22 protein-coding genes and 1 pseudogene are annotated in these 26,949 nt (G+C 28.1%); 17 read left to right on the plus strand and 6 right to left on the minus strand.

What is annotated here, in order from left to right; genetic code table 11:
* Positions 1 to 4: 4 nt before the first annotated feature.
* Positions 5 to 679, plus strand: a complete 675-nt coding sequence (locus ACTNAO_RS04310) for a hypothetical protein (protein WP_441026494.1) — start codon at positions 5 to 7, stop codon at positions 677 to 679.
* 42 nt (positions 680 to 721) lie between these two features.
* On the opposite strand, the gene ACTNAO_RS04315 is transcribed toward ACTNAO_RS04310, so the two are convergent.
* Positions 722 to 1,669: an O-antigen ligase family protein gene (locus tag ACTNAO_RS04315; protein WP_441026496.1), complete on the minus strand. Its 948-nt coding sequence runs from the start codon at positions 1,667 to 1,669 to the stop codon at positions 722 to 724.
* A gap of 553 nt (positions 1,670 to 2,222) precedes the next feature.
* Here ACTNAO_RS04315 and ACTNAO_RS04320 point away from each other — a divergent pair.
* From ACTNAO_RS04320 to ACTNAO_RS04370, 11 genes are all read left to right on the plus strand, one after another.
* Complete coding sequence (locus ACTNAO_RS04320) at positions 2,223 to 2,978, plus strand: prepilin peptidase (protein WP_441026498.1); 756 nt, start codon at positions 2,223 to 2,225, stop codon at positions 2,976 to 2,978.
* Positions 2,979 to 3,100: 122 nt separating this feature from the next.
* Positions 3,101 to 4,801 carry a GspE/PulE family protein gene (locus ACTNAO_RS04325; protein ID WP_441026500.1) on the plus strand — a complete coding sequence of 567 codons (1,701 nt, stop codon included), beginning with the start codon at positions 3,101 to 3,103 and terminating at the stop codon, positions 4,799 to 4,801.
* A gap of 18 nt (positions 4,802 to 4,819) precedes the next feature.
* The gene (locus ACTNAO_RS04330; protein WP_441026502.1) at positions 4,820 to 6,019 is read left to right on the plus strand and encodes a type II secretion system F family protein; all 1,200 of its coding nucleotides are present in this window, start codon (positions 4,820 to 4,822) and stop codon (positions 6,017 to 6,019) included.
* A gap of 108 nt (positions 6,020 to 6,127) precedes the next feature.
* On the plus strand, positions 6,128 to 6,565 hold the full coding sequence (locus tag ACTNAO_RS04335) for a prepilin-type N-terminal cleavage/methylation domain-containing protein (RefSeq protein WP_441026504.1): 438 nt from the start codon (positions 6,128 to 6,130) through the stop codon (positions 6,563 to 6,565).
* Between the two features lie 90 nt (positions 6,566 to 6,655).
* A complete protein-coding gene (gene pilM / locus ACTNAO_RS04340; RefSeq protein ID WP_441026506.1) occupies positions 6,656 to 7,780 on the plus strand; it encodes a type IV pilus assembly protein PilM in 1,125 nt (374 codons plus the stop codon).
* Positions 7,781 to 7,790: 10 nt separating this feature from the next.
* Entirely contained in the window at positions 7,791 to 8,345 is a 555-nt protein-coding gene (locus ACTNAO_RS04345; protein WP_441026508.1) for a PilN domain-containing protein, read from the plus strand.
* Position 8,346: 1 nt separating this feature from the next.
* On the plus strand, positions 8,347 to 9,588 hold the full coding sequence (locus ACTNAO_RS04350) for a hypothetical protein (RefSeq protein WP_441026510.1): 1,242 nt from the start codon (positions 8,347 to 8,349) through the stop codon (positions 9,586 to 9,588).
* Positions 9,589 to 9,598: 10 nt separating this feature from the next.
* Positions 9,599 to 10,630 carry a prepilin-type N-terminal cleavage/methylation domain-containing protein gene (locus ACTNAO_RS04355; RefSeq protein ID WP_441026511.1) on the plus strand — a complete coding sequence of 344 codons (1,032 nt, stop codon included), beginning with the start codon at positions 9,599 to 9,601 and terminating at the stop codon, positions 10,628 to 10,630.
* 71 nt (positions 10,631 to 10,701) lie between these two features.
* Positions 10,702 to 13,104: a hypothetical protein gene (locus tag ACTNAO_RS04360; protein WP_441026513.1), complete on the plus strand. Its 2,403-nt coding sequence runs from the start codon at positions 10,702 to 10,704 to the stop codon at positions 13,102 to 13,104.
* On the plus strand, positions 13,094 to 13,687 hold the full coding sequence (locus ACTNAO_RS04365) for a type II secretion system protein (protein WP_441026515.1): 594 nt from the start codon (positions 13,094 to 13,096) through the stop codon (positions 13,685 to 13,687). The genes ACTNAO_RS04360 and ACTNAO_RS04365 overlap by 11 nt, the downstream gene beginning before the upstream one ends.
* A 20-nt stretch (positions 13,688 to 13,707) precedes the next feature.
* Positions 13,708 to 17,283, plus strand: coding sequence for a DUF5057 domain-containing protein (locus ACTNAO_RS04370; protein WP_441026517.1), 3,576 nt, complete (start codon positions 13,708 to 13,710; stop codon positions 17,281 to 17,283).
* Positions 17,284 to 17,330: 47 nt separating this feature from the next.
* Here the strand turns inward: ACTNAO_RS04370 and ytaF are convergent, their stop codons facing one another.
* A complete protein-coding gene (ytaF, locus tag ACTNAO_RS04375; RefSeq protein ID WP_441026519.1) occupies positions 17,331 to 17,957 on the minus strand; it encodes a sporulation membrane protein YtaF in 627 nt (208 codons plus the stop codon).
* A 254-nt stretch (positions 17,958 to 18,211) separates the two neighbouring features.
* Here ytaF and yidA point away from each other — a divergent pair, with 254 nt between their 5' ends.
* The 3 genes from yidA to ACTNAO_RS04390 all read left to right on the plus strand — a co-directional run bounded on the left by yidA (position 18,212) and on the right by ACTNAO_RS04390 (position 20,940).
* Positions 18,212 to 19,024, plus strand: coding sequence for a sugar-phosphatase (gene yidA / locus ACTNAO_RS04380; RefSeq protein ID WP_441026521.1), 813 nt, complete (start codon positions 18,212 to 18,214; stop codon positions 19,022 to 19,024).
* A 159-nt stretch (positions 19,025 to 19,183) separates the two neighbouring features.
* On the plus strand, positions 19,184 to 19,852 hold the full coding sequence (locus tag ACTNAO_RS04385) for a sugar transferase (protein WP_441026523.1): 669 nt from the start codon (positions 19,184 to 19,186) through the stop codon (positions 19,850 to 19,852).
* A 41-nt stretch (positions 19,853 to 19,893) separates the two neighbouring features.
* Positions 19,894 to 20,940, plus strand: coding sequence for a mannose-1-phosphate guanylyltransferase (locus ACTNAO_RS04390; protein WP_441026525.1), 1,047 nt, complete (start codon positions 19,894 to 19,896; stop codon positions 20,938 to 20,940).
* A gap of 28 nt (positions 20,941 to 20,968) precedes the next feature.
* On the opposite strand, the gene ACTNAO_RS04395 is transcribed toward ACTNAO_RS04390, so the two are convergent.
* From ACTNAO_RS04395 to ACTNAO_RS04410, 4 genes are all read right to left on the minus strand, one after another.
* Entirely contained in the window at positions 20,969 to 21,187 is a 219-nt protein-coding gene (locus ACTNAO_RS04395; RefSeq protein ID WP_441026527.1) for a DUF2922 domain-containing protein, read from the minus strand.
* Between the two features lie 12 nt (positions 21,188 to 21,199).
* A complete protein-coding gene (locus ACTNAO_RS04400) occupies positions 21,200 to 21,421 on the minus strand; it encodes a DUF1659 domain-containing protein (RefSeq protein WP_441026529.1) in 222 nt (73 codons plus the stop codon).
* A gap of 12 nt (positions 21,422 to 21,433) precedes the next feature.
* The gene (locus ACTNAO_RS04405) at positions 21,434 to 21,601 is read right to left on the minus strand and encodes a YvrJ family protein (RefSeq protein ID WP_441026531.1); all 168 of its coding nucleotides are present in this window, start codon (positions 21,599 to 21,601) and stop codon (positions 21,434 to 21,436) included.
* A gap of 79 nt (positions 21,602 to 21,680) precedes the next feature.
* Positions 21,681 to 22,463, minus strand: a complete 783-nt coding sequence (locus ACTNAO_RS04410; protein ID WP_441026533.1) for a hypothetical protein — start codon at positions 22,461 to 22,463, stop codon at positions 21,681 to 21,683.
* 164 nt (positions 22,464 to 22,627) lie between these two features.
* Here ACTNAO_RS04410 and ACTNAO_RS04415 point away from each other — a divergent pair.
* Together ACTNAO_RS04415 and pulA are read left to right on the plus strand one after the other, a co-directional pair.
* Positions 22,628 to 22,834, plus strand: a pseudogene (locus ACTNAO_RS04415) (BlaI/MecI/CopY family transcriptional regulator); the annotation flags it as partial.
* Positions 22,835 to 22,956: 122 nt separating this feature from the next.
* A complete protein-coding gene (gene pulA / locus ACTNAO_RS04420; RefSeq protein WP_441026535.1) occupies positions 22,957 to 26,736 on the plus strand; it encodes a type I pullulanase in 3,780 nt (1,259 codons plus the stop codon).
* Positions 26,737 to 26,949: the final 213 nt, after the last annotated feature.

A 26,949-nucleotide genomic window follows, 5' to 3' on the forward strand; every position in this document is an offset into this window, starting at 1 on the left:
AAAAATGAAAAAAATTAAAAGTAAAATTATTTTACCACTTTGTATGGCAATACTTATGTGTATGTCATTTATGGGGTGTGGTACAGAAACAGTTAAGGGAGATAAAGTTGCTAATGCATTTTACAATATGTTTGTAAAGCAAGACCTTTCAGAAATAAAAAAAATTGGAATAACTGATGAAAATGGTCAAAAGGCTATTGAAACATATAAAGATGAAATAAAAAGTCAAACTAAATTGAATTTTACTAAATCTTCTCTTACTATATCTGATGAGGATCTGAATAGAATTGTAAATGCTGAGCTGGATTTATTTAAAAAGTTAAGTTCTGAAATTACAATAGAATCAGAAGATAAAGATTCTTGTACAGTTAAGGTATCAACTACTTATGCTGATATAAATACATTAGATGAAAATGCAGCAAATGAAGCAGCAAATGAAGTACTTGCAATGAATTTAAAAAGTCAGAAAGAAATTAATCAAAAGCTTGTGTCAACTTATATAGATAAGCTTGTATCAGCCTTTGAAAATGCTGAACCTTCAACTGAAAAAAACGAAAAAACTTTTACATTTAAAAAAGAAAAGCTTGATTGTAATGGAACAGTAAAAAATGTATATACTCCAGAAGATTATTCTTCCTTTGGTGAAGCTCTTGGAAATATGATTACATCAGCACAATAAAGTATAATAAGTTAAAAAAATGTGGCCTAGGTCACATTTTTTTTAAATAAAAGCTAAAAACATTAAAAAATACGGTGTTATATAAAATGTCGAATTACCAAAAAATGCTGATATTAAATAGCTTAGTGAACATAAAAATCCAAGAAGTTCTATATTAGATAATTGAGTTAATTTTTTTAATTTACTAGCTAATATTTTTACAAGCCATGTAATATAAAATATAAATGCTGGAAAACCAGATGAGGCTAATATATAAATATATTCATTAGCTGGTTTTGTTTGAATAAATCCTAAATTTTTATAGTAAGGTGCAAGTTGTTCAAGACCTGAACCTAATATAGGGTTATTTAGTGAAAATTTTATAGCAGCTTTCCACAGTTCTATTCTAGCAGTTCCTGTACTTTCTTCATTTTTTTTATAAGATGAAGTGTTAAATCCAAATATTTTCGAAAATAGTGAATTTATATCTGAAAATAAACTAGAAAAGTTATCTACAAAATGACCAATGCCTAATATATTAAAAAATACTGTAACTACAATAAAAATTAAAATTGGTATAAATATAATAAAATTGCTTTCACAAGTATTTATAAAATCTTTATTAAGTTTAAATATCAATATTAATAAAAATAGTGAAATTAAAATAGCAAGATATGCCCCAAAGGTATCATTAATTACAAGGGCTGAAACTTGTATTGTCATTAATATTGAATAAAATATAGATTTTTTTGTGTCATTATTTATAACAATTAATACAGAAGTTACAATTGTAGAAATTGAAAAATAGTATCCAAGATGATTAAAATGAAAAAATACACCAGTTAAATTAGTAGATACATATCTACCATTAAAAGGATTAATATATTGATAAATTACCATAATTGATATTAAAGTTGCACATATAGAAATTATTTTAGCTAAGTTTAATTTTTTTTTATAATCTTTAATAGATAAACTTATTAAAAAGAAAACTGTATAATAAATATACATAAAGAACCCTTCATGACGGTAATCAGAGCCATGAAAAGCTAAGGATAAATCTTTTGATAAAATTGAGGATATAAATACACAAATTAGAAAAAGTGTTAAAAATATTAGAGATTTGTTATTTTTTATACAATTAAAAATAAATTTTTTGTCTTTATATGTATTATATAAAATAAAAATAATAAGACAAATTAAGGAGATTTGTGCAATTGACGCTATAAATAAATTATAATTAAGATACCAATCAAAATTAGAGATATAGTATATGGGTATTTGAAGTATTGGAACAAATATAAGTGTTATAAGTAAAGCATAAAACAATTTTTTAAAGAAATTTTTGTAATTACATGTAATGTTACGATTTTTCATAAAGAAATCCCCCCTATATAATATTAAAATACAACAAATTACAAATTAAAACAATATAATTATCTTTTAATAAATTTACAATAAAAAAGGAAGAAATTGAAAACAAATATATATACATAAATATTATAAAAAAGGTTGATTTTTACTATGATATCAATTACAATGATATAAGCAAGGAGTGGAATTTATGGAATATTTGTTAATTTTGTTACTAGGATTAGTAATTGGAAGTTTTTTAAATGTTTGCATATTTAGGATTCCCAGAGAAGAATCTATAGCGTTTCCAGGTTCTCATTGTATGAAATGTGGATACGAACTTAAATGGTATGATTTGGTGCCTGTAGTTAGTTACATAATATTGCATGGTAAGTGCAGAAAATGTGGTGATAGGATATCACTTCAATATCCCATAATTGAAATTGCAAACGGTTTAATGTATATAGCCCTATATTATAAGTATGCTTTAAGTCTAGATTGCATTAAGTACATGATATTATGCTCTTTAATGATAGTTATTGGTGTAATTGATTTTAAAACAAAATATGTATATATACAAACTACTATTTTTGGAGTGACAGCAGGTATTGTTTTTATTGTATGTGATTGGGTTATTAATAAATCCTTTCCTTTAGATAACATACTAGGTGGTCTTTTGGGTTTTGTATTTATTTGGCTTATAGTGGTTATTACAAGAGGCATGGGTGAAGGTGATATAGAAATTTCGTTAGTTGGTGGTTTGTTCCTAGGATTAAAAGGAACAATATTTATGCTTTTTTCAGCTATTATTTTAGGTGGAATTGTTTCTGGAATTATATTGTTACTTAAATTAAAAGACAGAAAAGCAGAAATAGCTTTTGGACCTTATTTAGGCATTGGTGCAATAATTTCTGTGTTTTTTGGGACTCAAATAATTAATTTATATCTAACTAAATTTATAGTCTAGTTGTATTATAAATACATTTATTTCGAATATTACAAATATAACAAATATAGTGGAAATTTATATAAAAAAGTTATATAATCTTTATATAGGTAAATCTATAGTAAATTTGGGGGCGATAGTTAATGGCAATAATACAAAAAAGAAAGCTTGGTGAAATACTAGTTGCAGCAGGCAAAATTACACCAGAGCAGCTTCAAGATGTTTTATCTAGACAAAAACAGCTTGGAAAGAAAATAGGCCAGATATTAGTAGATGAAGAGATTGTTACAGATTCAGATATTATTGAAGCAATTGAAACACAAACAGGTATAAAGAGAGTTGATTTAACTGAAACAGGATGTGATAAGAAGGCAATAAAAATGGTGTCACAAAAAATTTGTGATAAGTATGACTTAGCACCATTTGGCTTTGAAGGTAGTAAAATTAAAGTTGCTTTAGCAGATCCTTTAAATATTTTTGCTATAGATGATATTTCAATATCAACAGGGCTTGAAGTTCAGCCTTATATTGCAACAAGAAGAGAAATAAGAAGATTTGTAGAAATTCATTACAGTAATGAACAAATGTCAAAAGCTGCAGAAGAACTTAAAAAAGAATCTTTAGAAACAAAAGCTCAAGCAAGTAATATAGTAGATATTGAACAAATAGATGATGTTAAGAATGCTCCAGTTGTAAAAATGATAGACAGATTATTTAGAAATGCAATTGAAATGAGAGCATCTGATATTCATATTGAACCATACGAAAAAATTGTAAGAATTAGATATAGAATAGATGGTAAGCTTCAAGTAGTAAATACACTTGATATTGAAAGTTTAGGACCATTAGTTACTAGAATTAAGATTCTTGCATCATTAAACATTGCAGAAAAAAGAATACCACAAGATGGTAGAATAATTACAAGAGTAGGGGAAAAAGAAGTTGACCTCAGAGTATCAATACTTCCAATTGTATATGGAGAAAAAGTTGTTATAAGAATTCTAGATAGAGATGGATTTAAGTTTGGTAAAGAGCAGCTTGGAATGAGTCCTGAAAATATTAAAAAGCTAGAAAGAATGATTTCAAGTCCATATGGAATTATACTTGTAACAGGACCAACAGGTAGTGGTAAGTCTACAACTTTATATACTGTATTAAGCGAACTTAATGAATCAAATGTTAATATTGTAACTGTTGAAGACCCAGTAGAATACTCACTTGACGGAATTAATCAGGTAAACGTAAACAACAAAGCTGGTATGACTTTCGCAAGTGGACTTAGAAGTATACTAAGACAAGACCCTGATATTATAATGATTGGAGAAATTAGAGATAATGAAACTGCAGAAATAGCAACTAAGGCCGCTATAACTGGTCACCTTGTATTAAGCACATTACATACAAATGATAGTGCTTCATCAATTACAAGACTTGTTGATATGGGAATTCAACCATATTTAGTTTCAACTTCAATTGCAGGAGTAATAGCACAAAGACTTGTTAGAAGAATTTGTCCACATTGTAAAGAAGAATATGAAGCAGATGCTCATGAAAAGAAAATATTAGGTATTGATCCAAATTCGTCTGTAAAACTTGCTAGAGGCAAGGGATGTGGTCATTGTAACAATACAGGTTATATCGGAAGAATTGGTATATATGAAATAATGGAAATTACAAGAGAACATAGAGATTTAATAAATCATTCAAATGATGCTAATGTATTAAAAGATTTATCAATAAAAAGTGGAATGACAACACTTGGTGATGAATGTAAGTCCTTAGTATTGCAAGGCACAACAACAATTAATGAACTTGCTAATATTACTTTAATAAAAGAAGCTTAAGAGGGGTGAAAGTAAAACATGAATACTTATAGTTATAGGGCTATGAAAGATGATGGGAAAAAGCTAGAGGGGATGTATGAAGCTAATTCTCGTGATGAAGTAGTTGAAATGATTACTGCAAATGGATTTTATCCATTAAAGGTAGAAGAAGTTACTAAGGGGAAAAAAACAGAAATTAGATTAAACAACAGAGTTACTACAAAGGACTTGGCTATTTTCTGTAGACAACTTTATACAATGCTTGATGCAGGTGTATCTATTACTAATTCATTAAATATGCTTGCTATGCAGCTTCCAAGTCCTAGATTAAGAACTATTCTTTCTGAAATTGAAGAATCAGTTAAAAAAGGTGAAATGCTATCAGTAGCAATGAAGAGATATAAGGAGTTTCCACAACTTCTTATTAGTATGGTAGAATCTGGTGAATCAACAGGTAATATCGATACAATGATGCTTAGAATGGCAAGTCACTTTGAAAAGGAAACAAAAACAAACAATAAGGTAAAATCTGCAATGATATATCCTATATGTTTAGCAGTAGTAGCAGTGGCAGCAGTAATGTTTATTTTAACATTTGTAATGCCAACCTTTGCAGAATTATTTGAAGAAAATGGCGCTGATTTACCATTTATTACAAGTGCTATGATAGGCGCTAGCGATTTCTTGAAAAGCTATTGGTTTATAATAGTAGCAATTATTGCAATAATTGTAGTAGCAATTAAAGCTTATGCAGAAACTGAAGATGGAAAAGTAAGATTTAGTGCACTTGCACTTAAATTTCCTATAGTTGCAAATCTTAACAAAAAAGTTATAGTTGCAAGATTTACAAGAACACTTGCTACACTATTATCAGCTGGTATATCACTTGTACAAGCACTTCCAATTGTTTCAGCCGTACTTGGAAATAAAATAGCACAGCAAGATCTTGATAGAATAAGAGAAAGAGTTGTAAGAGGTGATGGTTTAAGTGCACCAATAGCAGAAAGTGACATTTTTCCAGATATGCTTGCTTCAATGGTAAGAATAGGTGAAGAATCTGGAGCATTAGACGATATATTAAATAAGACAGCAGATTTTTATGAAGAAGAAGTTGACCAAGCTATTACTCAAACAACAGAACTTATGCAACCAATAGTTATAGTTATAATGGGTATAGTTGTTGGAATAATGGTTATGGGAATTATGCTTCCAATGTTTGATATGTACACAATAATGTAAAAAAATTAACCAATAATTTAATTATTGTTAATACCTAGATTACAATTAATTATTACAATTAATTTATAATAAAAAATAACAAAAAGTAACATTTTGGGAGGGGTCTTTATGATTACAAATTTAAGAAAAAAATTACAAAACAAAAGTAAAAAATCAGGATTTACTCTTATAGAGTTAATCATAGTTATTGCTATTATTGCAATACTAGCTGCAATTGCATTACCAAAGTTTGGACAAGTTAGAGAAAATGCAAACAAGAAATCAGATATAGCTAATGCAAAGGATATTCAAAGTGCAGTTTTATCATTAATGAATGATGATAAAATCAAAGTTTGGGATTCAACTAAAAAATATGATTTAGATGAAAATTTTGGTAGTGATAAAACAGTTAAAGATTACATGCAAACAGTACCAACAGGAAAATCAAAAGCTATCAAAGGAAAAAGCTTCTATTATCAAATAAGTCCTGAGGGTGATGTTACAGTCTATGCTGGTGAAGGTGGAAATACTAAAGTATATCCTGATCCTGATTCAGAATTAGAATAACATAATAGTAAAATTATATTAATATTGACATAAAGTGTAAAGCTAAGATTAGCTTTACACTTTAGCCATTAATTTAAAGAGGTGAAAGTATTGGCAAAGGGGAATTCAGTGCTAAGCCAGGACATTACAATGGATAGCATAAAACAATTATTTTCAAAAACAAAAAATGGGGCAAAAAAGGAAAAACCATACAAACCAAGAGATATAGTAGCATTTGATATAGGAACAAATACAATAAAAGTTGTTGAGGGGAAATATACAAAAAGCAGATTACAAGTTTATAAAATGTTTGAATTTGCTACACCAGAAGGAACTATTGATGATGGTAAAATTGTAAATGAAAAGGACTTAGTAAATGTAATTAAGGCTCAACTAAAGAAAAATCAAGTAAAAGCAAAGGAAGCAACTATTACTACAAATTCATCTACTATTATTAGTAGAGAAGTAACAATACCAGTTGTAGCTGATGATGAAATGGAAACCGTAATAAGATATGAAGTAGAACAATATCTTCCTATTAAACTTGATGATTATATAGTACAATATGTAGTACTTGATAGAGTTACAGAAAGTGATGGACCTAAATTTAAAGTTAATGTTGTAGCTTATCCTAAGATTACAGCAAGATCATATTATGATTTATTAGTAGAATTAGATTTAACTCCATTTGTACTTGATGTAAATTATAATGCACTAAAGAAAATTTCAGATTTTACTGGATTAAATAGTAATGCAGGTACTGTTGCTTTTGTTGATATGGGGGCAACATCATTCAATGTTACAATCTTTAAACAAGGTAAATTTGATTTTACAAGAATAATCAAATATGGAGGAGATAGCATTGACTATGCATTAAGTAATAAACTTAATATGTCAGTGAAATCAACAGAATCAGAAAAAATACAAAAAGCTAATCTTTTAAATGTTGGAGAATATGATGAATTAAACATTACAATAAAGGAATCAGTAGATGAAATATTAGGAGAACTTGAAAGAATTCTTCAATTCTATAACAACCAATCAGTTGGTAATAGAATCCAAAAAGTTATGATATATGGTGGAACTTCTGATATTAAGGGTATGCAAGAATATATGGAAGAAAAAATAGGTGTTAAGACTGAAAAAGTTAAAAGACTTAACAATGTAGAATTTGGTCAAAGTGCTAGTTCTATAGGAAAATATATTAATGTATTAGGATCTTTTATAAGAGTATAGGAGGGAAACCATGAGAAGAGACATGAACTTCTTTAGTGAATTTTCACTAAAGAAAAAAACACAGGACGATGGAAGTTCTATATTAATAAAAACATTGATAGCAATAGTTGCTGCATTTGTTGTAATTACTGCTATATACCTTGGTGGTAATATAGCATATTGTTCAGTTAAAATAAAAAGTACTGAAAATAAATTAAATGCATCTGATGTTCAAGAAAAGCTAAAAGAATCAGATGTTGTAAAAGCTAGAACAAGTGCTCTTACAGAATATGATACAGCTATTTCAACAATAGTTAAATCAGTAGCTACAAGAAGTGTTGTAGATACAACATTAATTAATGAAATATGCTCTACTTTACCTACAGAAGTAGAAGCAACAAGCGTAAATATTGATCATTCAGCAATAGTAATTCATGGTACATCAACTAAGAGAGAAGCTATAGCTGAACTTGAACATAATTTAGGCGAAAAAGTTGAAAGAATAGATACTTGTCAAGTTACATCAGTTGCAGGTGATCAAGTATTAACTTTCGATATAAAATGTGTGTTAAAGGATGTTGAATAATATGAGTAATGGAATGAGTAAAAGAGAAAAATCATTAGTGGCAGTTGCTTTAACATTAATTGTAGGTGTAGGATATTATACTTTAGCTTATGAGCCATTAAGTGAAAAACTAGATCAAAAACGAAATGAAAAGACACAAATAGAAGCTAAATATCAAAAGGCAATGGATGATATTCATAATTTAGAAACAAACAAGGCTAATTTAAGAGAGCTGTTAGGTTCAACTACAGTAAAATCTTCAGGATTTTATCCAAAAATAATACAAGAAAAATTAATATTAGAACTTGAGAGCATGATATCTACTTCACAACTTAAGGTCACTTCAATGACTTGGGGTGAACAAAAAACTCAGCCTATTGAAGCATTTAAACAGGAAACTGAACAACAAACTGGTGTTACATTAGATAGAACAGTTGATTCATATAAAGGCGATAAATCATCTTCAAGTACAGATAGTAAAAGCACTAATAAAACAACTACTAATACAGCATCTAGTGATAGCCCAGCATGTGAAACTATATCATGTACAATAAATGTACAATCAAGTTATGATAGCATAAAAAAATTCATGCAATCTATAGAAGCTAGTGGAAGAAACATTGCAATAACAAATACAAATTTAGCACCAATAAATGAAGGAACAATAAATGGAACAATTGTATTAGAATTTTATGGCTTACCAAAGGTTGACGATTCTGATGATAATTATGATTTATGGTCATATAATAAGGATGTTAAATATGGTAAGGATCAATTATTTGGAAAAGGTGCTGCAACAGGTGCCTATGAAAATTCAACATCTGATGCTACAGCAGCAGCTTATGATATTATAGGAATATTAAAGTCATCAAGTTCAGAATTACCACCTGTAACACTTGGTAAAGCTGGTGATGATACATTTGCTAGTTATCTTTACGGAAAGGAAAATGATTCAAAGGAGGTTGAAATTGAATTTACTGAAGAAGATGGTAAACTTTATTACTCACTTAAAGTAGGCTCTGAGAAGTATCCAACTGATTCAACAAAAGGAAAGGAATTTGTACCATATGGAACAGATATCTTAATTGCAATTCAAAGTGAAGCCAGATCAGGATCATCTGATACATCAGAAATTTCTTTAAATGTAATAAACAATACTTCAAAAACTGTAAATGTTAAAATCATGGGAGATGATAAGAGTAATCCTAGAGTTCCAAAGCCATCAAGCGAAGGCTCAGGTACAGTAAACTGGATAAACGAGTAGGTGATAAAAAATGTTTTTTAAAGCCAAAAAAAAGAAAGGTGTTACATTAATAGAAGTATTAGCAAGTTTGGCTATATTAGCACTTTTAATAATACCAATTGCAAATCTTGTAATTAATTCTTCTAGTACAGCTAAAAGATCTCAAGATAAGCAAAAGGCATATTTAGCAGGGCAAAGCGTATTAGAGCAAATTGGAAATATTGATAATTCAAAAAAAATAGATTCTTATGATCTTAAGTATACAAATATGTCAGGAGATTTGGTAACAGGGGATAAAATATCTTTTCCTAAGGGTAGCGATGCTGTAACTAGTGAATTATCTAATGCTGGAAATGCAAGATATAAAATGTTTGTTACATTAAAAAAGGAACTTACAAATGAAAGCCCAGAAGAAAGGAGAATATCCGTTGATACTGGAGAAGACTTTATGACTAAGTATCCACAGTCAGCATTAGCTCTTCAACTATCAAAAACAAGTGAAAGTGCTCCAATTGATGTATATAACCCTAATGATCCAACTAGAAGTTATTCATTTGTTAACAATGAATCAAAAGGTTATGTAATATATATTGCTAGTGATGGCACTTGTGATTTATATGAAGATAGAAATTACGGAACAGGTAGTCCTGAAATAGGAACTAAATTAATGAGTGGTATTGGTACCATAAATAATTCTTATAATAAATTAAGAATTTATCTAGCAGGCAACAAGAAATTAAATACTTCTAATGGTACAGTGCCAAGTATTCCTCTTAGTGGAAATTTAAATTTATCAGTAGTATCTGATTATGCTGGAATAAATGATCTTGAAGTAGAAGTAACTAAGGGAGAAGATGTTTCAACTATTCTTTCAATGCCAGTAAAATTAGGTGATTCTGTTCCAGGAAGCATACATGTAAATGAATATTCTGCAGAAGGAGATTTAAGCAAGAAAATAGGAGATTTATATAAGGTAACAGTTGAAGTAAGACCTATAAATGGTAAAGATGCAGGTGATGATATTTTTTCAGGTTCTACTACATGTAATGTATTAGTAAAATAAAATTAATATTTTATTCTGCAAAAAAATGTTATAATTATTATAATGTAAAATTAATAGGGGTGGTGAATAAAGTGAAGAGATTTAAAAAGAAAAAAGGTTCATCATTAATTCTTGTAGTTTTTATAACAGCAATTGTGTTTACATTAGGTACTACAATGGTTGCTGTAGTTACAAATGATTATAAAACAAGGGTGAATGAAAGCAAAAAGTTACAAAACTTATATCAATCAGATGCTCAGCTTGATGTTGTTTATAATGTTATTGCTAAAAATGCCGATGTAGCAACAAAGTATGCTTATAATGTTGCAAAATATGATTATAATAATAACAATGTAAAATCTAAAAGTGATTTAGAAAAAGTTTTTAAAAAGGCTTTTATTAATTTCTTGATGAATGACTCAATGCTAGAAAATGCTATAAAAGAAAGAAGATTGATAAAGTTTGATAGCACTAATAATACTTGTGAAGGATACAAGACTTTAAGCAATTACAAAATAGATACTTCTGATGCTGCTACAAATTTAAATGTTGATACAGGTAAAAATGATTTACAAAAAAATGATTTACAATTAACAGTAACTCCTAATGAAGCTAAAGGTAATATTGTAGTAGAAGTTACTTCAACATTTACTAGTAATAATCAAGTAAGTGACACTAATCCTACAGAAATTAATGGTAAATTAAAGAACAAAAAACAAATAAAAACTAAATTTACTGTTGAAGCACCAAGCTATAATAACGACAAAATTTCAGCATCTGTAAGTAATAAACAAACTAATCAATATGCAGTTGAAAAAGCTATTACTGCTGATGGAAACTTAAATATTGAAGATGGTGCATCACTTGATATATCTGGTAATAATTATGATGATAAAGATAACTTTAAATCTAATGGAAATGCAGATATATGGATAAAAGGTAATGACAAATCAATACAATCAAAATATAATGTTGAAAATGATAAATATGCTTATGGTGTAGTACTTGGTAATGCTACATTAAATGTTAAAGGTAATGTATACACAAATGGTTCACTTTCATTAAGTAATGGAAGTAATGCAACTATTTCAAATGACCTTTATGCGTATAATGCATATTTAGGACCAATAACATTTAATCAAAAGTATAATGCTGCTGGAAACAACAATTTACAAGCTAATGGAATTTATACAAATAATGATTTAGTTATGAATTCAGTTTCAAGTAGTATTAATGCAAATGATTATGTTGGAATGAGTGACTTTAAAGAAGACGAGAAAGACAAAGATATGAGTAAAAATGATGCTGCTAAAAATTCAAGTAGTATAATTGTTAACTCTAATAAAAATACTGATGGTACTAATACTGCATATAATTCAACTATTAAATTAAATAATGCTACTGTAGCAGGTATTGCTTATATGAATACAGATGGAAATTCTTATTATAAAACTGGTGAATCTGTTGCAGTTAAAGGTAATTATGTTGCATATTCAGATACATTAGGTAAAAATACTACTGCATATAATTTTGAACAATATGATCCATGGCAATTAATTAATGGTAATAAAGATGATAAAGCTAGCTATTTTGAACAATATTTTAATGTTAATTCTTCAAAAATAGAAGATGGCGGTATTGAAATTAAAAACTTATTATCAACAGGTGCAGGAGTAAATAATGGAGAATTATCAAAACATGCTACTGCTGAAGAACAATATCAAATTACAAAAGTTCAAAATACTTCAAAAACAAATTATGGTAGAAATGTATATGCAATGGGCAATTCATCTTATTTAGCAGAAATTAATAGTGATGAAGATACAGCTGCTTTAACTTGCTATAATGATACAAAAAATATGATAACTGTATCACATCAAAATCCTATGGTTGAATTTAGTAAATTAAAAGATAACTTAGGTACTGATGGTATGGATGAGTTATATAAGAATATAAAATTAGGTACTATATATAATAACTATAATGGTTATGCACTTTTAAATACAGAATCTTCTGATGACTTAACAATTGAAAGAGCAGATAATGGAGTTATAATTACATTAGGTTCTAGAAGCTTTGTTATAAGCGAAGGTGATATGCCTACAGATCCTGCAACTTCAGAAAAAACACTTAATGCAGTTATTATTACAAATGGAAATGTTACATTAAAATCAACTGGTTCTAAAACTTTAAATATTAATGGTACTATTATAAGTGGTGGCGATGTTAATGTTGAAGCTGGTTCAAAAGTTTCTGTTAAACATGATACTACTGTAATTAGTAAAACAGTAGCTCAAAATAGTAAATATTTTGATGGATTATTAAATGGTAAACCAATTGAAAATTCAACTAAGGTTGAACCTGTTGAAGTAGGAGTAGAATATAAGGATCAAGATAGTAAATCTGCTAGTGATGGATGGTATGATGCAACTAAATATTTAAAGAAAGGTTTATGGAAATTAGAAGGTGAAAATGGTGGAGTTCTTGGAAAATAATATTATAAAAAACGATCATAATATTAATAATAAATACAAGAAAAAAGGATTCACTTTAATAGAAGTCGTAGTAGTACTTGCTATCACTGTAATGATAGCAGGTGTTATCTACACCTTTTATAATTCCAATAACCGAACTTTAACAGCTGCAGAAGCTAAGTCTATTTTACAAACAGAAGCTAATCAAATACAAAAAGAATTAATTAATATAGGAACTCAAGCAACATCTGTAACCATTAAAGAAGGTACTGCAGATGATTTGAAAAAACTTGAATTTACTGTTTATGATGATATGAATAAACCCAATATGACAACATATGTTTTTGATTCATCAAATGCAAATTCAGAATTGTCAAGAAGTGGTCAATTACATGATATGTATATATATAAAGACGGCTCAAGCACAGGACAAGCAAAATCCAAACATGTAAAACAAGTTAAAATTGAAGCGCTAGATAGTAGTGCTAATATTAATGATTCTTCAAATGTTCAAATAACTGTAAATTTGTATATTAAAAAAGGATTAAATGAATATGAATATCCTATAACAACAATTGTTAAGCTTAGAAATAAGAATAAGTAATAAAAGGGGGATAGATAGAGATGAAATTTAAGATTAAGAAAGATTTATTTTTAAAGAAATCTACTTGGGTTGTACTTGGAATTTTTGCAATTACTCTTGTTAATATTCCAAGATTTAAAACTCAAGCAACAGGTACTAAAGATTCGCTTAATTTTGAACCTGATACCTTAAAAATCTTAGAAATTGTCCCAGGTGATGCCTATTCGTTACTAAATGGTAATGAAGTTGCAGAAACTGAATTAAAAGGTCAAAAAATTCAAGTTACTCATATGAATATGTCAAAATTCATAAGTACAGTTGATGATATAACTGGTGAATATGATGTTGTAGCATTAACAAATGAAAAGAGCAATAATATGGCAGCTGATGGCAATTACTGGGTTGATAGAACATACAGAACATATACTAGTCCTTTTAAACAAGAAATGGGACATGCTGCTTATACAAATGATAATGGATACAAAGATGGGTATAGTGAATACTACCCAGAAAATGATATTACTTACAAAAGGGGTAAACTTATTGTTGATATGATAAATAAAGGTCAACTAGTTTATGTGGATAATACAGCTACTCAAGTTTCAGGAACTAAACTTAATGCTATTTTTACTGGAAATGGTTCTAGTGATAATGGAACTAAGATAAATAATTTACAAGCTAGCAATTTGAAAATAGTATCTGGTGATAATATTACATTAGATAAAATTGTTGATGATTTTAAAGCATTATCTACTGATAATAAGAGAGTTAAAGTTGCAGCTGCTAAAGGTCCAAAATCTGAATCTATAAATTCAGATGGAACTGTAACTAATGAAAGAACATTAAATTTCTCTGTTGAAGCTAATGCAGAATTAAATGAAGAATTAACATTTAATGTTTATTTAGATTTTGATGGTGATGGATTATTTACTGGTAAACCATATGAAACATTTACCAGAACCGGTAAAGCTGACTATGATACTTATAATTTTAGTGTAGAAATTAATAATGGATTTATTGGATATCTTGGATGGAAAGTTGAAGTAGTACGACCAAATGGTGTTAAAACTAATATTCAATCATATGCTACTTACCATGCACAAAAAGGTAAGAAGGACATAAGGGTATTACAAATATATCCAAATGATGATAAATGTACTTTCCATGATAATATTAAGAAAAGACCAGGTACTGGTATTACTAAATTAACAGATAATAGTACATTTATGGATATGTTATCAAGTTTACAAGATTATAATGTTACAATAGATAATATTAGTGCAAGAGAATTTAGTGACCAATATGGACAAACTAAAACTTTAAAAGATAATTACGATATGGTTATTGTTGGATTCTCAGATTCATATTCTGATGCTGATATTGATACTGATACTGCTTTAGCAGATTTAGATGCATTTATAGCAGAAGGTAAAAGCGTAATGTTTACTCACGATACTATAGGTCTTGGAATACTTGGAGAATCAAGTGGACCTACTAAATTTGCACAGCATTATAAGGATTATGTAGGACAATCTAGATATTATGATCATTTTAGAGGTGGAGAAACTACAAATCTTTATACAAATAAGTATGATGATGGTACATCTGCTAAAACTTCAATTCCTCATGATAATACAGGAGGTATAAAGACTTTAGGTCAAACAGCACTTGCAACAAGTGGTGATTCTAATAAATGGATTAGTACACAATCTAATCAAATTAAAAATATTAATGATGCACAAATTACTACTTATCCATATGATTTAAGGGATTATAATAATGGTACTGGTACTTTAAATGTAAGTTTAACTCATACACAATGGTTCCAATTAAATTTAGAAGATCCAGATGTAGTACCATGGTACAATCTTGTAAGTAACAGTGCAGTTGCTGGCGAATTTAAGGGATATTTAGATAGTAATGATTCTAGAAACTTCTATTACACTTATTCAAAAGGTAATATAACTTATTCTGGTACTGCTCATAGCGGTGTTGCTACAAGTCAACAAGAACTTGAATTGTTTGTTAACACTATTATTAAAGCTGAAAGAGGTGGAAATGCAACACCAACAGTTAAAAACTATACTGATTCATCATTATCGGACGAAAATTTTGTGGAAAATGGTTCTACAGTAAAAGATAAAATAAATACTGATAATGATTATGCATTCTATACTTTACCAGAAGATGCTGATGGTGATAAAGTAACTGTTAAGGTTACTGTAAACGGAACTGTTTTAGATAATAGCGCTATTGAAATAGCTGAAACTGGGGCAACTTATGATGGTAGCAGAATTAATTCTGATACTAAACTTAAAGTTACTATTCCATCATCTGTATATAATGCAGTACCTAAAGGAACTGGAATTCCAGTAGAAGTAACTGCCGTAGACCCATTAAAGAAAGAAGGTAAATCATCATTTAATTTATTATCAGATGGTAACCAAGCTCCAGATATTACAAATATGAAGGGTGATACTATAATTGATGATAACCAAGAAGTTAATGCACCTAGAACAGCAGAATATACATTTACTACAATTCCTACAGATCTAGATGATGAAGATAAGGATAACTTAACAGTAAGTGTTAAGGTAGATGGACAAGATGTTGCTACAGTTAAAGATGAAAAAGGAAATGAAGTAAAGGCTGATACTAAGGTTTCTAAGGATAGTAAATTAAGCGTTACAATTCCAGAAGATTATTTACTTGGTAAACAAACTGGTGATAAAGTAACTGTAGAAACTACAGTAAATGATAATCATACAGCTGTAAATGAACCTAATGGTAAGTCAGCAACTAAGAAGTTTGTAATAGTTATTGATGCTGAAACACCACATGTTAATTTATCAATAGTTAATACTGTTGATGATAAAGGAGCTTTCGTATATAATGCAACTACTTTTGACAAAGATGGTAAGGAAGTTGGTACTACTGTTTTAAATGAAAATACTGTATTTACAAGTACAACTTCATTATTTGATGGATCTAATATTTGGACTGGTTATGGTCAAGATCCTATATTCTTAAAAGCAAATACTATAAATATTGCTGGTAAAATTACTAATGTTTATGATAATTCAGGAACTATAAGTCTTGATATTCCAGAATATGAACAAGTTCAAGGTAATGTTACAGTTCAAAGAATTGTAGATGGTAAATTAGCTCAAACATCATGGAATATGACTCCATCTACAGATGGCAAGAAGTATACATTAGATTTAGCTTCTGTAAATCCAATATCTCTTGGAGCAGTAGAAAAAGAAGGTATGCAATTTGTTGTTAGATATAGTGTTGTAATTAATAATCAAAATGATCCAGGTTTACAAAATGCAGTTAAGAATCCAGAGACACAAACATTACTTGGAGAAACTCAAAAGAAAGTAGTAGTAGATGGCAATAAGATTATTACAACTATAACTACTCCTAAAATTATCATAAAAACTTATGATTACTCTAGCATTCATATTAATAAATTATCATTTAATAATATTGAAAGAACAATTAATGTAAATACTAGATTTTATAAGAAAGACAAAAATGATGGTGAACCTGATAAGAGTGAAAATATAGATATTATTCCAAAAAAGAATTATGGATATCCAAACTTATTCTAAAAAATGATAAAAAGCAGTTTCATTTTATATGAAGCTGCTTTTTATTTTTATTTAAAAAACTTACTAAAGGCTAAAAGCATAAGCAAAAATCCAGATAGCCAGGAAAGGTCTAAATTTGTTTTTTCTGATAATTTTGTTCCTATAAATACTCCTACATATATAAGAATTATTCCCATTACAAAACATAGAAATATAGTTAATATATAGCTATCTATTAAAGCACTACCTGCTATACCAGTAGCTAAACTGTCAAAGGAAAGTGCTATAGATAAATAAAAGGCTTCTTTAAGTGTTAAGGTTTTTGATTTATCAAAATCTGCCTTTACTTCATCTGCATATACTTGAAGTACAAAATTTATATCAAATATTTTAAATTTTATAGGTCTGTCAGTTTTTCTTCCCTTACGTATAAATGCTTTAAAAAGTCCTTCAAAAAGTTTATATATTCCTATTATCATTAATACAGAGAAACTAAAGAATATTGAAATTTTCTCTGGAAGAAAATCTTTTAAAAAACTTCCAAAGAAAAGTGAAATTCCAAGCATAAAGCTTCCAATAAAGCTTATTAAAAGTGATGATGTAAATGGAATTTTAATTTTAGATGTTCCATAGGCCATACTTGCTATAAATGCATCGATACATACGGAAGCAATAAGTAAAAAGGCCGGTATCATTAGTTTTTCACATCCTATTTAATGTTTTATATAGTATATTCATTACAAATCTTTATGTTTCTACAAAAATATACTTTTATGAATGGATAAACCTTAATTGTAAATTTGTAAATATAAAAGTGATTATATGGAATTTGTCAATAAAGTGTAGCATATTTAATAAAATATTAACATAATAAAATTATAAAAAAAATTATATGTGTTATAATAAAGATAATATAAAAGGCATTAATAATATACAAGGAGGATTAAAATTGAAATATAAAATAGTTGCATTAGATATGGATGGAACGTTACTTAATGAACAAAAGGAAATAACAGAGGAAACAAAAAATGTGATTAGTGAAGCTAGAAATAAAGGTGTTAAAATTGTTCTATCATCAGGAAGGCCACTTGACGGACTTAAGAATTATTTAAATGAATTAAATTTAGTTGATGATAATGAATTTGTTTTAAGCTATAATGGCTGCCTTGTGCAAGAAACTAAAACTTCAAAAATAATACACGAAGTTGGACTTAAAGGCAGTGATTTGAAATATATGTATAATTTAAGTAAAGAAATAGGGGTAAATATACATGCATTCTCACCGAATATAGGACTTATGTCACCTAAAATAAGCAAGTATACAGAAGTAGAAGCAAATATTAATAAAATAAACATTAATATTATTGATTTTAATAAAATAAATGATAATGATGATATTGTTAAAGTTATGATGGTTGATGAACCTGAAATATTGGATGAAGCAATAAAAAAACTTCCACAATCTATTTATGATAAATATACTGTAGTAAAAAGTGCTCCATTTTTTCTTGAATTTATTAATAAAAATGCAGATAAGGGAAAAGGTCTAGAAGCTTTAGCAAAGTATTTAGGGGTTAAAAGAGAAGAAATAATAGCTATGGGAGATGCTGAAAATGACTTAGCTATGATTAAATATGCAGGGCTTGGTGTAGCTATGGGAAATGCGGTAGAAAAAGTTAAAGAGGCTTCTGATGTTGTTACATTAACAAATGAACAAAATGGTGTCGCAAAGATTATAAAAGAATACATACTTAATTCATAGATTTTTTATAATGTATAAAAATTAAAAATTTTGTATTTAAATTTTAATTTTGTACATTTTAAGGTTAAAATTGTACATTTTAAGATAATTAGTAGTTGTAAATGTTTTATATGTTATAATAACTTAATAAAAGATTGTTAAATTAAAGTGGGGGATATCATGGAGAGATATGGAGAGCGAAGTGACGAATTTTTGTATAGTGAAGAAGATGAAACTACAAATAACATTACATATAAGTTTATAAAAAGAACAATTGACATTATTGGGTCATTATTTGGGCTTATAATACTTAGTCCTATTTTATTAATTGTTATGGTGGCAATAAAAATTGAGTCTAGAGGTCCTGTAGTTTTTGCTCAAGAAAGAGTGGGATATAAGGGAAAAAGATTTAAAATGTATAAGTTTAGGTCAATGGTTGAAAATGCTGAGGAACTTAAGGAAAAACTAAAAGATCAAAATGAAATGAATGGACCAATGTTTAAAATGAAAAATGATCCAAGGGTTACAAGGGTTGGTAGAATAATAAGAAAAACAAGTATTGATGAAATACCACAATTTGTTAATGTATTAAAAGGTGATATGAGCCTTGTAGGTCCAAGACCTTCTCTTGTAAAAGAAGTAGAAGAATTTGATGATTGGATGCTTAGAAGGCTTGATGTAAAGCCAGGGCTTACATGTTACTGGCAAGTTTCAGGAAGAAATGATATTAATTTTGAAGAATGGATGAAGCTTGATATAAAATATATAGAAGAACAAAGTATACTAGTAGATATTAAACTTATTTTAAAAACAGTATTAGTGTTATTTGGGGACAAGCATGCCTCTTAATACTTATAATTTTTCATAGGAATTATAGGAGGAAAAATAATATGTTATGTGCATTAATAATGGCAGGGGGAAAAGGAACTAGATTTTGGCCTTTATCAACAGAAGAGAAGCCAAAGCAGTTTTTGAATTTAATAGGTAATAAGACTATGATTCAAATGACTGTTGATAGAATACAAAGAGAAATTCCAATTGAGAGAATTTTTATATGTACAGGTGAAAGATATGTAGAACTTGTAAAAAAACAACTTCCAAGTTTACCTGAAAGAAATATTATAGTAGAACCAGAAGGCAGAAATACAGCACCATGTATAAATTTATCTGCACAAGTTATAAAAAGATATTATAAAAATTCTACAATGGTTGTTTTGCCTTCTGACCACTTAATTAAAAATGAGGAAAAGTTTATAGAAATAGTAAAAGAAGGCAGTAAATTTTTAAATGATAATAAAGAAGCTATAATTACATTAGGTATGACTCCAGATAGACCAGAAACAGGCTACGGATATATAAAGCAAGGAAATGTAATGAAGCTTATTAATGAACATTACATTGTTAATGTTGATAAGTTTGTAGAAAAGCCAAAGCTTGAGATTGCAAAAGAATACTTGCAAAGTGGTAATTACTTATGGAATGGTGGCATATTTATGTGGCAGATAGATGAAATATTAAAAAAGATAAAAGAATTTATGCCTAAAACTTATGAAGCTTTAAAGAACATTTCAAAAGTGCCTGAGAGTAAACTAAGGGAAGAGATTAATAATAATTATAAAAATACAGAAGCTATTTCCATAGATTATGGAATACTTGAGAAGTCAAAGGATATTTATGTTATACCAAGTGACATAGGCTGGGATGATGTTGGAAGCTGGGAAGCTGTAGAAAGATATAAAGATAAGGACTCAAAGGGAAATATACATATGGGAAATATCAAGACATTAAATGGAAGTCAAAACCTTGCTATATCAACATCAAGCAAGGTAATAATTGATGGATTAAGTGATATTTATGTTATAGAAAATGATGGAAAAATAATAATAGGTAAAAAAGAAAATGTAAATAAAGTAAAGGAATTACAAAATCTTGTTTAGTAAAGAGAGTGGCATATTGGCCACTCTTTTATGATATTATAAATTCTTTTTTTGTTTGCTTTAGTATATGTGAAGAAGATTTTTCTATTAAAAAACCTTTAGATGTTTTAAATATATTTCGTTTTATGATTTCATCCATAAGATTATTAATTTCTATATCATTAAGATTTTCTTTTACTCCCTCAATATATAAAGAAAATTTTTTCCCACTTGAAGTTTTAAATATCATAACTAAAGTATATTTCATAAGAAAACTCCTTTAATTGTTAGTAAGAGTGTAATGCTCTACTATTTCGGAAGTGATAATAGTGCCTTCTAATACAGACTTAAACAAATTGGATATATATATAATATCATCTTCCTGTGCCTTAGGATAAATATTATTTAGATGTTTGTTCTTTATAATTGCAGAACCATCATCATTATATCCAATTTGAATTTTAAAATTAAGCGAAAGACAATTTAATAATTTTCGTGTCATAAAATCACCTTCTTAATTATTTGAAAAATTTTTAATGAGGCATTGTATTGAATTATTAAGATTGTTAAATGATAGTGATAAACTAGACATTTGTTTTTCAAGTCTGATTAAAACATAAGAAGTAACAGCAACAGGAAAACCAACGTTAGCAATAAGATCAAAAAAATCTTTTAAATCCATATAACTTCAACTCCTTTTTTATTCTTCAATATAAATAGACGTATTTTAAAAGAAAAAAGCACCTATAAAAAGTACTTTTTTAATTTAATTCTTCTATTTTATCTTTAATTAGGTTGCAGTATAAGGTACTTTTTTTACTCTCTGTAAAGCCATTGTTTTTTATAATTTCTATATCAGTGTTTTCTGAATCTAAAAGATCTTTTCTCATATCCATAAAATAAATATTTTTATCATCAGAAATGTCTTTTAATTTATTTATTTTAGTTTCATTTTCACCCGTTTCAACTGTAATAAATATTATGTTTTTATCATTTAAATATTGAATGTTTTCTATTAAATTTTTTAAATCTTGTATATCATAATCCTCAGCATATTTATTAAAGGAAATAAGAAATAAATTGCAAGATTTTATAAGGTTTGAATTTTGATTATTTTCATTATTATCAGTTTCATTTATTAAGTTATTTATGTTTTCTAAATTTATACTATTAAATTCATATATATTAGAATTAGAATTATATTTTCTTATGTATGTATATAGTGTGTTAAATGGATAGAAATTTGCTGTATCTTTATTACGTATAGAACTATTAATTATGGCAATATTAATTTTTTCACCATATATTAATTTTTCATGAAAGGTATAATTTTGTCTTTTTTCTTCTAATTCTTTTTGAAATTCTTCTTTTGCCTTTATATATTCTTCATCTGATATGTTAGATTTATTTGTTAATATCTTTTGATACATTATTCCAATGCATAAACAAATTAGTAAAATTACAATAAGTACTAATATGTTTTTTGACCATTTATTATTTTTAGTATTGTTCCAATTATTATCGTCTGTGTTTTTATTATCCATGTTATATGCCTCCAACATTTTTATATACTTATTATACAAAATTTAAGTCCTAATTAATATTTATATTTTGAAATTATAATATTAAATGGACTTTAAAATATAACAATAAAATTTTAAAAAAATAATTATATACATTATGGATGAAATAGCATTCTCTTTTATCAAGACTAATAGAAAAAAATTTTTTATTAGGAGAAAAAATAGGTAGGCATACTTATTATAAAAAGCTTATAGGAAAAAAAGATTATGCAGATTTTGAAACAATGGAATTTATGAAAAATATTCATAATAATTCTATTGATAGTTTAATTTCTTCATTGAAAAAAGATAAATATTTATCAAATAAGGATTTAGATAAAATTATTATTTAGGCTGCTTTTACGAGTAGTCTTTTTATTTGATGTAAAATACATGAATAAAATGTTAATAATTGATTGAAATTCTTTACATTTGTTATATAATATAAATATAGAAATTAATAGGGGGAGATTAAATGAAGTATAAAAAGATAATTTCAACAATTATCACTGCAACAATGCTTGCAACAACTTTTGTATCATTAGCAGATCCTTTTCAAAAAATCGCTTTAGCAGCTAGTACAAGTACTACATACTCAGGTGATGATTTAGGATGTACTTATACAAAGGAAAAAACAACTTTTAAAGTATGGGCACCTACAGCTAGTAAGGTAACATTAAAAAGATATGCTACAGGAAGTGATAATGCAAGTAAAGAAGCAGTAGAACCAAAATCACTTGGAAATGTTCAAATGACTAAGGATGATAAAACAGGAGTTTGGACTGCTGTAGTAGAAGGAGATATTAAAAATACTTACTATACTTATGATGTAGATGGAAGGGAAACACAAGATATTTATAGTAAATCTACTGGAGTTAATGGTGACAGATCTTTAGTAATCGATTTAGATTCAACAAATCCAGAAGGATGGGAAAATGATAAAAGAGTAGATTCACCTAATCAAACAGATGCTGTTGTATGGGAAGTCCATGTAAAGGATTTTTCTTATGATAAAAATTCTGGTATAAGTGATAAAAACAGAGGTAAATATTTAGCATTTACTGAACAAGGTACAAAATATTCTGGAACAGATATAAAAACAGGTATTGATCATTTGAAGGAACTTGGAGTAACACATGTTCAAATATTACCAATGTATGATTATGCATCTGTAGATGAAGCTGGAAGTGATGATCAATTTAACTGGGGATATGATCCTAAAAACTTTAATACGCCAGAAGGTTCATATTCATCTAATCCATATGATGGTAATGCAAGAGTTACTGAATTAAAAGAAATGGTACAAGCTCTTCATAATGCTGGAATTGGTGTAATAATGGATGTGGTTTATAACCATTCTTATGCACCTTTTGGACAAGGCGGTAATCAAAATGATTTCCAAAAGAGTCAAAAATCAGCTTTTGATATGACAGTACCAGGATATTATTATACATCAACTGACTGGTCTGGATGTGGAAATTCATTTGATACTACTAAGCCTATGTATAGAAAATTTGTTGTAGATTCTATGAAATACTGGGCAGAAGAATATCACTTAGATGGATTTAGATTTGACCTTATGGGAATAATTGATAATCAAACTTTAACAGAAGTAAGAAATGAATTAAATAAAATAGATCCACAAATAAAAATATGGGGAGAACCATGGTGTGGTGATGGATCTAAGAATTCTATGGCTGGATATGGAAATAAAGCTAATATTAAAAATTTAGATAGTAATATTGCAGTATTTAGTGATAATGCTAGAGATGCCATAAAAGGTAATACATGGGATGGTAAATTATCAAATAATGGATGGGTTGAAGGAAATGCTGCAAGACAAACTGAAGTTATTGCTGGTATAAAGGCTATGTGTGGTGACTATGACAATGTAAATAAAAATGTTTGGTCTAAGCAACCTTCTCAAGTTGTAACTTATACATCATGTCATGATAATCATGCATTATATGATATGTTATGTATGGCTACCAATAAATCTCAAAACGGTCAAAGAGATGATAAAATAGTTAATATGAATAAATTAGCAGCTTCACTTGTGCTTACATCACAAGGTGTTTCATTTATGCAAGCTGGTGAAGAATTTGGTAGAAGTAAACTTGGAGATCATAACAGTTATCAATCAAGTCCTAATATAAATAAACTTGATTGGTCAAGATTAGAAACATTTAGTGATTTAAATAGCTATTATACTGGTCTTATAAAAATAAGAAATAATTTTTCTGCTTTTAGAGATCCAACATATAATGCTGCTAATAGAATACAGTGGCTTTCAACACCTAGTACAAGTCAAATAGGATATTCATTATCTAATAATACAAAAGGTGAATGGAGTAAGGTTGTATGTTTATTTAACTCAAATACAAGTGAAAGTTCAACAATAAATCTTCCAAGTGGAAATTGGACAATAGTTGCAAATGATAAAAAGGCTGGTACTGATTCTTTAGGAACTGCATCAGGTTCAGTTACTCTTCCAGCTAGTTCTGCAATGATTCTTGTAGATAAGTCAAGCTTTGATACAACTGTTATAGCAGATAAGGGTACTGTAACTGTTAAATGTGTAGATGAAGATGGAAATTCTATTGCAAAAGATACTACTATGTCAGGAAAGCAAGGAACAAAATTTGAAGTTACTGCACCTGAAATAGAAGGTTATGATTTAGTAAATGCAAAAGAAAATATTAAAACAGGAACTTATACTGAAAAAGATCAAACTGTTACATTTACTTATAAGAAAGATACTACTCCAAAAGGTACAGTAACAGTTAAGTGCATTGATGTTGAAACTAATAAAGAAATTCAAGCTGATACTGTAACAACAAAGAAAGTAGGTACATCTTATAAAACAAATACTCCAGAAGTGGCAGGATATACTGTAGATGATACTTATATGCCAAAGAATGCAGAGGGTACTTATACAGATTCTAATATTGATGTTGTTTACTATTTCTTAAAAGCATCAGAAGCTGAAACTTCTGATTCAATAACAATTCATTATTATAATGCTAATAATTGGGCTACACCTTCAATTTATGCTTATTTAGATGGCAAGACTGCAACTGAACTTACAGGAAAATGGCCAGGTACAGCTATGACTAAGGATTCAAAAACTGGTTGGTATACATTTACTATTAAAGCAAAAGATGCGAAAGTAATAATTAATGATGGTACAAAAGCTGGAGAAAAAGAACCAGCAGGAGCGAGTGCTCCAGGATATCCTTGTCCTGCAGGGGATATTAATATTGAAAATGGTAAGGTAACTGAAAATAAAATATCTGTACAAGATAAATTTATTGTAAGATCAATTTATGTTGATGCTGAAACAAATGAAGAAATATCTCCATCAACTGCTCAAGTTCTTGAATCAGATAAAGAATATACTACTAAGGCTTTAGATGTTGATGGATATAAATTATCAGAAGCTCCAAAGAATGCAGAGGGAACAGTAAAAGATAAAAATATTTTAGTAACATATAAGTATAGTAAGGATAAACAACCACCTGTAGAGGAAAAAGGTAAGGTAATTGTATCTTATGTAGATGAAGATGGAAATGAAATTAAAAAATCAACAACTATTACAGGAAATGTAGGTAAAAAATATACAGTAACACCAGCAGAGATAGATGGATATACTTTAAAAGAAACTCCAGACAATATTAAGGGAAAATTTACAAAGGAAGATATTAAGATAACTTTTGTATATTCAGAAGATCAAATAATTGATCCTGTTATAGGAAAGGTAACAGTTAAATATTTAGATAAAGACACAAAGGAAGCTATTGCTGATAATGAGATATTTGAAGGTAATGTAGGAGAAACTTATAAAGTAAGTGCTAAGGACATTGATGGATATAAACTTGTAGAAGTTCCTGATAATGAAGAAGGAATTTATGAAGAAAATTCTCAAACTGTAACTTACTATTATACTAAAAATTCTACAAAGCCAGATGAACCTGATAAGCCAGATGAACCTGATAAGCCAGATGAACCTGATAATCCAGGAACTACAACTCCAGGTGACAAGCCATCTAAACCTGATGTGCCAGATAGTGGTGATATTACTGAACCAGATCAACCAGGTGAAGATAAACCAGGTGAAGATAAGCCAGGCGAAGATAAACCAGGTGAAGGTAAACCAGGTCAAACATCTGATACAAGTTCAGTTATTATGATACTTGTAATTATGTCAACAGCAGTAGTTGTTTTAAAAAAATTTGCAAGAAAAACAATTAAATAAAAAATAATAAAATGTCCTTCTTAATATAATTTATAACATTATTGAGAGGGACGTTTTTTTGTTAAAAAACCATAAAAATAATAAAATTTTTGTGTAAAGAATGTTACAAATATGTAAATAAAATATTGAAATTGTATACATTTTCATTTATAATAATATTAATGATAAATTGTAATTATGTTATATAAATGTAATTTTAATTATAATAATTAA

The sequence above is a fragment of the Clostridium sp. HCP1S3_C6 genome, assembly GCF_052066735.1.
Taxonomy (GTDB): Bacteria; Bacillota; Clostridia; order Clostridiales; family Clostridiaceae; genus Clostridium.